This is a genomic window from Methylobacterium jeotgali, assembly GCF_022179345.1.
GTDB classification, from domain to species: Bacteria; Pseudomonadota; Alphaproteobacteria; order Rhizobiales; family Beijerinckiaceae; genus Methylobacterium; species Methylobacterium jeotgali.
This window is the reverse complement of sequence record NZ_BPQR01000079.1, coordinates 1-10,280: the sequence shown is the minus strand read 5'-3', so window position 1 is coordinate 10,280 and position 10,280 is coordinate 1. Positions and strand designations below refer to the sequence as shown.

The 10,280-nt window shown below is 67.5% G+C and carries 8 protein-coding genes and 2 pseudogenes; 3 read left to right on the top strand and 7 right to left on the bottom strand.

The genetic code is table 11. The annotated features are described in order from the left end of the window. The 5 genes from MFF04_RS18905 to MFF04_RS18885 form a co-directional block, all read right to left on the bottom strand. On the bottom strand, positions 1 to 351 hold a 351-nt coding region (locus MFF04_RS18905; RefSeq protein WP_238278140.1), incomplete at its 3' end, for a recombinase family protein. A gap of 639 nt (positions 352 to 990) precedes the next feature. Continuing rightward, positions 991 to 3,408, bottom strand: a complete 2,418-nt coding sequence (locus tag MFF04_RS18900; RefSeq protein ID WP_238278138.1) for a DUF5906 domain-containing protein — start codon at positions 3,406 to 3,408, stop codon at positions 991 to 993. 7 nt (positions 3,409 to 3,415) lie between these two features. Beyond that, positions 3,416 to 3,607: a helix-turn-helix transcriptional regulator gene (locus MFF04_RS18895; protein ID WP_238278136.1), complete on the bottom strand. Its 192-nt coding sequence runs from the start codon at positions 3,605 to 3,607 to the stop codon at positions 3,416 to 3,418. 102 nt (positions 3,608 to 3,709) lie between these two features. Then, on the bottom strand, positions 3,710 to 4,411 hold the full coding sequence (locus MFF04_RS18890; protein ID WP_238278134.1) for a hypothetical protein: 702 nt from the start codon (positions 4,409 to 4,411) through the stop codon (positions 3,710 to 3,712). Beyond that, positions 4,375 to 5,595, bottom strand: coding sequence for a tyrosine-type recombinase/integrase (locus tag MFF04_RS18885; RefSeq protein WP_238278132.1), 1,221 nt, complete (start codon positions 5,593 to 5,595; stop codon positions 4,375 to 4,377). Before MFF04_RS18885 ends, MFF04_RS18890 begins: the two co-directional genes overlap by 37 nt. 809 nt (positions 5,596 to 6,404) lie before the next feature. Between MFF04_RS18885 and MFF04_RS22100 the strand changes: the two are divergent. Next, positions 6,405 to 6,539: pseudogene (locus tag MFF04_RS22100) on the top strand (arsenic transporter); the annotation flags it as partial. Between the two features lie 133 nt (positions 6,540 to 6,672). Beyond that, positions 6,673 to 7,602, top strand: a complete 930-nt coding sequence (locus MFF04_RS18875) for a DMT family transporter (protein WP_238278130.1) — start codon at positions 6,673 to 6,675, stop codon at positions 7,600 to 7,602. Positions 7,603 to 7,793: 191 nt separating this feature from the next. On the opposite strand, the gene MFF04_RS18870 is transcribed toward MFF04_RS18875, so the two are convergent. Together MFF04_RS18870 and MFF04_RS18865 are read right to left on the bottom strand one after the other, a co-directional pair. Next, positions 7,794 to 8,846, bottom strand: a complete 1,053-nt coding sequence (locus MFF04_RS18870) for a YeiH family protein (protein WP_238278128.1) — start codon at positions 8,844 to 8,846, stop codon at positions 7,794 to 7,796. Between the two features lie 612 nt (positions 8,847 to 9,458). After that, on the bottom strand, positions 9,459 to 9,689 hold the full coding sequence (locus MFF04_RS18865; protein ID WP_238278126.1) for a hypothetical protein: 231 nt from the start codon (positions 9,687 to 9,689) through the stop codon (positions 9,459 to 9,461). A gap of 345 nt (positions 9,690 to 10,034) precedes the next feature. Between MFF04_RS18865 and MFF04_RS18860 the strand changes: the two are divergent. Further along, positions 10,035 to 10,280: pseudogene (locus MFF04_RS18860) on the top strand (hypothetical protein); the annotation flags it as partial.

Here is a 10,280-nt window from a genome sequence, read left to right as displayed (position 1 = left end):
TCCCAGGGGCGCACTCCAGGGGGTAGTCGTATCGAGCCCTTGTTGGTCAATAAAGAGGTCGACCTTGAGGGCGCGCAGTTGCTCCATCAGGGCGACAAGGCCAGCGAGCGAGCGGCCGAGCCGGGAAACATCCCAGGCCATCAACACGTCGAACTTGCGGCGCGCAGCGTCCTTCAGCATGGCTGCATACTCTGTCCGCCTCTCGGGCCCGACGGCGCCTGAGGCCGTCTCGTCGTAGGTTGCCACGATGTCCCAGCCAGCGCGCTGAGCCACCTCGCGCAGGCGCCGCAGCTGGTTCTCGGTGGTCTGCCCATCAGTCGACACCCTCACGTAGATGGCAGCGCGGCGCATCGAGATCGTTCCTGCTTTGTTCAGGCCCAGCGAACTTATCCCCGCGAAGACAAGGTCGTAAAGGGTCCGCTTTCGGGGCGGCTAAACCGGCATCCGCGGCAGCTTGGAAAGATGGTGATTTTCCGTGCCTCGGCGCGACACCCTTTCCGGGCGGCGGGCAACCCAGCTGCCCGGCATCTGCTCACGCTCGAAGTGCTGATGTCGACAGCTTCGCCGTCGACATCAGCAATCGCAGGGCGCCGCTCTGCGTGCTTGGTCCCCGCGTTAGACCCCGCCCCGAAACCGGCGACATGAGCTGCATCTCCACCCGCCGATCTCCGCGATCATGGCTGGGGATGATTCTGCATCGCTCTCTGCCCAGCTACAATCCCAGGTCGGTAAAGCCGGTTACAGGCGGTTCGGGTAAGGTCCTGAAACGGTAACCTTATTCCGACCTAACCGACCTAGCCGACTTTGAGGGTCAAACTTTACGTAGGGGGGTGTGCGCGGCCCCCTATGGGCGAACGGCGGCGTGCCGCGCCCGCCGAGGTCGACGGCCGGTCGGGTCGGGTAAGTCGGTAAATGGATGGCGTTGCGGGAGCTTACGTCGGGGAGAGGTCGGTTCAGGTGCTACGGGTCGGCTGAAGCTGAGGATGCTGCTCAATACGGCCCTTCATAGTCCCCGATCGCGTCGTCGCGCTCGGGCTTGGCCTCCCATTCGTCAACGCCGTCCCATACCGCCGGGAAGAATAGTTCGTCCCACCGCGCGCGGGCCGCGGGGAGCGGCGGGATAACGTAGCCGCGTGGCCTTTGATTGCTGCGCTTCTCGAACCCGAAACCGCGATCGCCGAGCAGGTCAGCGACTGCATTATGCGTCACGTCCGTTCGCCGCGTCGCCCGCCGCACCTCCTCGGTCAGCGCTTTCGTGGGCAGGAGCATTGAGCCACCGCCAACGACCTCACCCTCAGGCAACTGGCCGATCGCGAGGCAGTCAAAGAACGTCCTCTCGATCGCGTTCAGGCTAGCGATCTTCTGGCGCGCCAGTTCGTCTGTATCGGGCCGAGCGTGCTCGGGGTGCCAACCCTTGAGGTCAAGGGCGAGCAGATCGTGCAGCATAGCGGCCAAGCCGCCCCTGCGCTCGACCTCATCGAAGAGTGCGCCGAAGTAGGAAGCATCCCCCTTTCGCCGATCCGGAACGGCGAAGGCCGCGAAGCGGCGCGCGCCGACGCTCGCCGGCACGACCCATTCATTGTTCGAGGCCATGACAATGTGCAGGTGGTTGCGTTGGGATACCGTGTCCACACCCTTCGCCTCGATAGGGATCGTGGGCTCGGTAATCAGGCCCTTGAGCGTGCCCTCCCCATCCGTCCCGGGCACGAGAGCCTCGTCGGCGAAGAGCATGCAGAGGTGGCGGAGATGCGCGTTGAAGCGGCCCGCGACATGCAGCATGTTCTGAACCCGCAGGCCGTGCACCCCGAACGCCTGTACGAGCGCGTTGCAGAAAGCGCCCTTGCCGACGCCCTCCCCGCCCTTGAATACCAGCGCGACGCGGGGCGGTGTCGCCGGGTTTTGAAACGACCACGCGGCCCATTTCAGGATATAGTCCGCGTGACCGGCATTACCGTCCGCAAGGATGTCGGTGATGTGCTCGCGGAGGCGCGGCCACTCGCCTGGCCTCGGCTCCACGCCGAAGCCCTTCCAAAGGTTGTACGTGTGGCGGTCGCACGCCTCCGTTGGGTCGAGGATAAACCCTCGTCGGTAATACCGACGCCGGTCGCTGCCCTTCCAGAGCCGCGAATAGGGGAATTTGCCCTTCGGCGTTTCCAGCGCGTAGGGTAGCCATTCGAAGTCGAAGGCTTCGCCGTTCATCACGCCCAGCGTTCCATCGTCTTCTTCGCGATAGTACTGGACGCGGCGGCCTTCCAGAACTGCAAAATATCGGCGGTTTACTATCGAGACAGGATCATCCTGCGCCTCGTCTCGCGCGCGTTGAACCTGCCTCGCGGCGTATTCCTGCGGCTTGGGCTTATCCAGAACAGACGCGCTGATCCCGAAATCGCGATCCGTGATGACAGCCATGATCATCTCGTCGCCGACGCCAGCCCGCGCTAACTGACAGCATACGTAGAACAGCGCCTCGGATCGGGATGCGAAATGCGCGGGGTCATCCGGATCATCCCCAGCTACGATGATCGCCTTGCAGCGGTCCGACACCTGGGCAGGCAGTCTATCGAGCGCAACGTGCGCGCTGGGAGGCGTGGTCTCTCCCAAGGCGCCGTCCGCTCTCGCGACGGGCTTCTCAGGCGCACGACGGAGGAGCGGAGCCTGCTCGAAAGCCGCTAGCGGGTACGGTGCGAGATCGTCGGGCCACTCGACTAATCGCGCCAAGGCAAGCTTGCGCCCCTTCTTGACCTTCCGTGCGTCCGGGACGTTCAGCGTGCCCGGCAGGCGCATGATGCGACAGATGTCGTGGCATGCGTCCGCATGCAGCAAGAGCGCGAGCTGCTGATTGTACGCTTCAAGCTCGGCAATACGCTCCTCGGAGCCGTTGACCTGCTGCTCCTCGTCTAGGAGCCAGAACGCCTGGAAGCCGCCACCGCTGTCGATGATGAAGGACGGACGGGGCGAGAACTCGCGCAAGACCCTGAGTGCCCTGACGCGCTCCTGCTCCAAATCCTCTCCGGCCCGCGGATCGAGATCGACATGGAGTGTCGTCATTCCTCGGATATCGGTCTTCCTCGCCTTCACTCGGCCGGCCATCGGCTTCAGCGTCGGATTAACCGAGAAGTAGATGTTCACGCGCCCTTGCCGCGCGTCGATCCACTGTCGGAGCCGCTGCCCATCCTGCTCCGCGCGGAACGTATCGCTCTCGGTCCCGCCGTTGTTGGGGATGATGGCCGTCAGCACGATGGGATCGCTGCCGCGGTAGCGCATCAGGAAGTCGACGGCCTCGCCCGTATTGGGCCTCGGCGCGACATCCCCCACCCCCAATTCCGACGGCCCACCCTCGGGCGTACGCCCAGCCTGATCCGGCGACGGCATTTGGATTTCGGGCTGCCGGAGTTCTTGGTCGGTCACAGCAGCCTCAGCGATCCGAGGCGCCGACGAGCTTGGATTGGATCCAAGCGTCAATGTCGGACTCGCGCCAGCACACCCGGCGCTTGCCGATTTTCACCCGATCCGGGAACTCACCGCGGCCGATCAGGCGATAGATGTGCACCTTCGTGAACGGGACACGTCCCGTCACCTCCTTCATCGAGATCAACCGTTCGCCCACGACATCCTCCGGTTCTGTCCGGGTATGCCGAGGTAAATACGTCAGCTCGCTCCAGCAGGAGGGAACGTGATCGGCGTCGACCGAAGCGGATCGCATTCCGCGTTACGGACGACCCAAGTCGTCCTTTCGGTAGACGTCCAGCAGCCGCATGAGACGCTCGGCGCGGTAGGCCGGCGCATCGATCACCATCATGCACTCAGCCAAGAAGCGCGCTCCTTCGCTGGTCGGCTCCCCCTGCTCGCGGTGCGGGCCATCGGGTTTCTCGAAGCTGTTCTTGATGCGGCGGTCTAACGTGACTGTCCAGAAGTAGAAGACCTCGTCAAGGCATAGATTCCAGACCGCGACGTCTCTGTACGTACGCTTGTCATGCTCAAGCATGATGCGTTCGATCGATTCTGACGTGCTCGCGAAATCGACGATCGCAGATACGAAATGCCGGAAGTGTTGCGCTTCGAGGTGGCTCTCCGGGCAGCCGAGCGCGATCAGCTCTGGAGCACCCTCATACAAGGACGCTCTGAGGAATTCGTTGGCAATCAGCTCTCGATCTTGATCGGACAATTCAGGCGCTTTCAGGAAACTTGCTGCCGATCTCATGCTCCGGAAGAAGCCGCGAATGCTCTCCTCCAGCTCCGACAGCCGCTCAAGTGCATGCCGGCGCTCCTCCACGGCATGCTTCTGAGCCTTCGCATCCTCCAGAACCCTGGCGAGTTCGGGCGCCATGCCCGCCGGGATGTCGTAATCCTGAGCTATGCGGATCGCAGCATCCGTCACGCTCTCATCGAGATGGGGAGCGAGGCTGCCCACAGGTCCAAAGCCTTCCGCTTCTCGGTGATGTAGTCATAGTGGTTGTAGTGGGCGTTCGTGACACCGGACGGCGCCGCGTGGTTGAGGATGCGGGAGATAATCTCGCCCAGAACGCCGAGGCGCGCCATCCCCGTTGCGCAGGTCCGGCGGAGGTCGTGGCAGCGCCAGTCGCCGATGCTGATCGCGCTCTCCGTCTTCGCCTTCGAGAAGCCGGAGATGGGCCGGCGGCCGAGTGTGGTGGACAGCACGAAACTGCCCTCCTTGAAGCGGGGGCAGGCGTCGAGGATCGCGCGTGCCTCCGGGGACAGCGGCACGAGGTGGGAGCGCTTGCTCTTCGTCCGTGACGACGGGATGGCCCAGGTGTCGCCCTGGACCTCCTCCCACCGCATCTCGGCGACCTCCGTCCGGCGCTGGCCCGTGAGCAGGCAAAGGAGGAGGTGCGTGCCGAACGGGTAGCCGAGGGCCGTGGCGCCGGCCCACACGGCCTTGATCTCGTCGTCGGTGAGCGTGCGCTCCCGAGCCTTCGGCTTCTGCGGCGCACGGACGCCGACCGCGGGGTTCGCGGTCAGCTTGTCCTTCGACACCGCCCAGTTCAGCACGGAGCGGAGCACCCGAAGCACGTTGTCGGCCGCGGTCGAGCCCCCGAGCCGGCGCTTGGCGGCCTTCTCGTCCGCCTTCGAGTTCGCGTCCTCATCGGCCTCGCGGCCCTTCATCGCGATCTCGTCGATCAGGTCGATGACGTCCCGCCGCTTCAGCGACGAGACGGCCCGGCTGCCGAGCTTCGGGTAGACATAGAGCTCAAGCTGGCGCTCCTGAAACCGCCAGCTTCGATTGTTGGGCTTCGCGTGCTGCTCGACCCACGCCCGGCCGATCTTCTCGACCGTCTCGCCGTAGCGGGCCTCCTTCTCGCGCCGCTCGGACACGGGGTCGTCGCCGGCCTGCGCCTTCGCGATGACCGCCAGGGCGGCGGTCCGGGCGTCCGCGAGCGAGAGCGCCGGATAGGTGCCGAGCGTCATCCGGCCCTTCCGGCCGCCGATGCGGAACACCGCTGACCAGCTCTTGTGGCCGTTGTTGCCGACCCGGAGGTGCAGGCCGCTCGTCACCTCGTCGGCATACTCGACGCGGTCGCCGCCGACGGCGCGGGCGTTCTCGACGAACAGGGCGGTGAGTCGTTTGACCGGCATGGCAGCCCAGCAAGGGTTAGGGTCTGCCGGGTTCCGAACCGGGGTTCCGGCAGAGGTGTGCTGGGAGGGTATGATACGTTACTCTCAGATTCTCCAAAAGCCCAAGCTTCTGTGATTGCTCAATAATTTCGTGTGAGCGTGCGTTACCGCCGGGTACTCCAGGAAACGGTGGGAGGGCAAGTTGCCAAGGTTGGGGTCGAGGGTTCGAATCCCTTCGCCCGCTCCAGTTTTCCTAGCAGATGCAACAAGTTTTGGGCTCGGCTCTCTCGAGCTCGTTGGGCCGTCGCGGCTTTCCCGCAGCGTGGCGGAAACAACCGGATCGCTGTCGATCCTGGATTCGAGCGTGAGCACGGCGGTGGCCCCTCGTCTCGCTCGCCGGCCTTCACTCCGAGAGCCCGCAAATCGGCCGCGTCGAAAGCGTGCGGGCCGGCAGACGGCGCTTCGTCCGGACGCGGACCACGACCCGTCGAACCATCACCCGACGACAGGATCGGTATAGTGCAGCCACGCGGCAGGATCTCCCGCAGATGATCGCGCGCGCGTCGCGAGAAGTATTACGAGTTTCGCGAGAGAATCACAGTATCGTGATGATTTGAGCGGGAACTCGCCTCCCAAAGAAATCTTGAGCGGCGGCGCCTCGCAAGGTCGCCTCAAGCGCGAAGGGCATCGGCAGTGACTGGGACGCGGTCGGCACCTCACCCGAGCGGGGCCGGCTCGGCACGCCGCCCAGCCCAGGCCGCACCGGGCGGCCGTGATGGCGCCGACGACCCGACTGCCCTTCACCCCGCCGGCCGAGGATCGCCGACCCGATGTCGGGCGCGCTGACCCTGACTCTCAACCCCGCGACCCGGGGCATCGCCGCGCCCGCGACGCTGGGCGTGATCCTGCGGCCGTTCTCCTGGTCGGAGGCCGTCTGGGCGGTGCTCGGCGCGGCCGCCCGGGTCCCCGGGACGGTCGCGGGCGCCATCCGCATCGAGGGCGATCTCGGCCCCGACCTGCCCCCGGCCCTCGTCCTCGCGCTCGCCGCGCTGCCTCTCGCCTGAACATCCACGCCGACTGCCCCGGAGACCTGCCCGCGTGAACGCCGCCCTGCTCTACCCCTTCATCCTGCTGGCCGGAATCCTTCAGGCGCTGGGCAACTCGATGAACGCGCAACTGCGCGGGCACCTCGTCAACCCGTTCCTGGCCGCCTCCGCCTCCTTCCTGCCCATCGTCTTCGTCTTCACGACCCTGTTCCTGATGATGCCGACGCCGCTGCCGAGCCTCGACACGCTCGCCGCGATGCCCTGGTACGCGCCGCTCGGCGGCGTGGCGGGGGCGGTGGCGGTGTTCGGCGGCCTCGCCTTCGTCGACAAGGTCGGCGCCGGGCCGTTCAACGGCCTCACCCTGACGGCCAACATCCTGACCTCGCTGGCCCTCGACGCGCTCGGCCTGTTCGGGCTGCCGGGCGGCGGCTTCAAGCCGATGCCCTGGCTCGGCGGCCTGCTGATGGCGATCGGCGTGAGCTTCATCGCCCGCGCCACGCCCGACGGCACGCACGAGCAGAAGACCGGGCACGGCCTGAACGGCAAGCTGCTCTATCCCTTCATCGTCGTCGCGGGGGCCCTGCAGGCCATCGGCGTGGTCTGGAACGCGCAGCTGCGCGGAGCCCTGGTGAACCCCTGGCTCGCCGCGACCGTCTCGTTCCTGCCCGTCGTCTTCGTGTTCGTGCTGGTCTTCCTGCTGCGCCCGAAGCCGCTCCCGCAGCGGACCGATATCGAGGGTGTGCGCTGGTGGATGCCGCTGGCCGGACTCACGGGTGCGGTCGCCGTCTTCGCGGGCCTGCTGTTCGTCGACAAGGTCGGGGCGGGCGCCTTCAACGGCCTGCTGATCACCGCCAACCTGCTGACCTCGGTGGCCCTCGACCATTTCGGCTGGCTCGGCATGAGGCAGGTCACCGCGGGCCCGCAGCGCCTGGGCGGCGCCGCCCTGATGGTGGCCGGCATCGTGCTGATCTCGATCTTCTGACGCCGCCGCCATGTCGGACAGGCCGTCCCGGCTCCCGGGCGAAGAGGCGCGGCCGACGGGGGCGCCGTTCTCGCAGCCGGGCCCGGGATCCGGCGCCGCGGGCGCGCGGCAGGTCGCCTCGTTGCAACCTCGCCTTCTCCCTGGCTCGGCGCCCCGTTCCGAGCGTCGCTGTTATTCCCAGCCAGGACGCCTCAGCCCAGGCGAAGCAGGTGGATCAGCCCGAGGCTGATCAGCAGAAGCAGGACGAGGGAGAGCGTCACCGCCGCGGTGACGCGGCCACCGACGCGTCCGATCACCCGCACGTCGACGCCGAGCCCCAGCGCCGCCATCGAGACCACGGTGAGGAGCCCGGCCGCTCTGGTGATCGGGCCGACCGCGAGGTCGGGCACCAGGCCGAGCGACCGGCAGGCCGCGAGCGCCAGGAAGCCGAGAATGAACCACGGCACGAGCTTGAACGGGTCGAAGCGGCGCGGCTCGGCCGGATCGCCCTGCGGGCCGCCGAGGCGCGGCGCCAGCAGTGAGAGGCCGACCACCACCGGGCCGAGCATGAGCACGCGCACGAGCTTGACCAGGGTGCCGATCTGCGTGGCCGCCAGACCCGCCGGAACCGTCGCGGCGAGCACCTGCGGCACCGCGTAGACGGTGAGCCCCGCGAGGATGCCGTACTGGCCGGCGCCGAGCCCGAGCAGCGGGATCAGCAGCGGCAGGCCGAGCACCATGAGGACGCCGAGGATCGCCGTGAAGGAGATCGAGGAGGCGACGTCGTCGCTGCCGGCGCCGATGACCGGCGCCACCGCCGCGATGGCCGAGTTGCCGCAGATCGCGTTGCCGCAGGCGATCAGGATCGACATGCGCACGGAGAGGCCGAGCACGCGGCTGATCGTGAAGCTCGCGGCGATCGTCACCACCACCGTGGCGACGATCGCCGCGAGCAGCACCGGCCCCGAGGCGAGGATCGCCGCGAAGCTGATCGAGGCGCCGAGCAGCATCACCGCCACCTCCAGGAGCTGCTTGGCGCTGAAGGCGATGCCGGGCCGCCAGCGCGGGCTCGGCTCCCACAAGGTCCGCAGCGCCATGCCGAGCAGGATCGCGATCACCAGCGCCTCGACATAGGGATGCTCGAAGCCGCCCTCCTCGAGGTGCTGGAGGCCGAGGGAGACCAGGGTCACCGCGATGCAGAGCGCGATGCCCGGCGCCAGCAGGGCGAGACGGAGGAGGACCGGGTTCGGCTGGGGCGGCGTCACGGGGGATCGTCCTGCGGCATCGTCGTTTCCCGATGCCGCCCCGCGGCATCGCTCGTCTCCGTCGCTATAGCCGGTCCCGGCCGGCCCGCACGCCGTTCGAGAACAATCTTCCAGCCTCTTTCCCGCCTGGAGAATGTTCTGGGCGACGCGCGGGCGCGGCCAAGCCGCGGCTTATCCGACGCGGGGCTCGGCTTCACGCTGAGGCGGGCTGCGGCGCCTGGCAGAAGAACCGGATCTTCCAAAGACCTTCGCCACGCGATCGACATCCCCATCTCGTGACGCCGGCCCTCGCACCCGCGCGGTCGTGCTCTTCGGCGAGATCGGTAAGGCCATGGAGACGGAGTGCGCCTCCGGCCTGAGCACGCCGGTGGCGTCCTTCACCGCCGGACGTGCCTCACCGCCCGGCAAGATGCGCCATGCCGGCGCGATCATGTCGGGAGGCGTGGGAAGCGATGCGGGCAGGCGCCGCGCGCCGGAGGGGGTGGGCGTCCAGGGTCGCTGACACGCCGGCCGAGACCCTGGCCCGCTCGAGGGCGGCCTCGGCGGTCGCTCGAAACGGCAGGCGCCGCGTGTTCGCGGGCCCGCGGCGCGGTTCGTCCGCGATCCCGGTGCTCAGGCGCCGACGATGGTCCTGAGATGACCGATCGCGGCGGCGACGTTCCCGAACCGCTCGGCGAAATCCGGATCGAAATAGGCGGCGCGGGCCGCCACGATCACGACCACCAGACCCCAGAACAGGGCGACGCCGAAGCGCAGCGCGACCCGCGAGGTGGCCGTGGCGCGGCCCGGCTCGGAGCTTGCTGCGACGGGCTCGCCGAAGGGATCGAACTGGATGGGACGCATGGCGATCGGAAGCGTTCCGGGGACGTGACCTCAGGTCGTCACAGCATAGCCGCGAAGCAAGGGAGCCGGTTTTCGAATTTCGCGACGAACGTGGATGGTCGTCCTCCGCCGAAATTCCGCGGAAGGATAAAATTCTTCTCGGGGGTTCTGCGCCCCGACCTGCCGCGGCGAGGCTCGCCGCCGACGCCGGCCGTCGACAAGCGCATGGACCTGTGTCAGTGCCCTCCGTCTGCCTCCTCCCGGCACCGGGCCGGAGGCGCCATCCGCATCGATGCCGGCGACGGCTTCGCCCGTGCCGGCCGATCGAGCGTTCGTCGGCGCGGCCCTCGCCACAGGAGCCGCACCCTGATCCCGTGGGTCCATCTCGACACGGCCGCGATCCCCGGCGAGCCGGATCCCATGCGGCTGATGCGCCGCGGCGACGAGTTCTCGATCGTGGTCGGCACGATCGAGCTCATGAACAACCGCCTGCGCGGCTCCGAGCAGGCGCTCGGCACCCTCACCTGCCAGCGGCTGCGGGACCGGGCGCGGCCCCGCATCCTGATCGGCGGCCTCGGCATGGGCTTCACCCTGCGCGCGGCGCTGGACGCC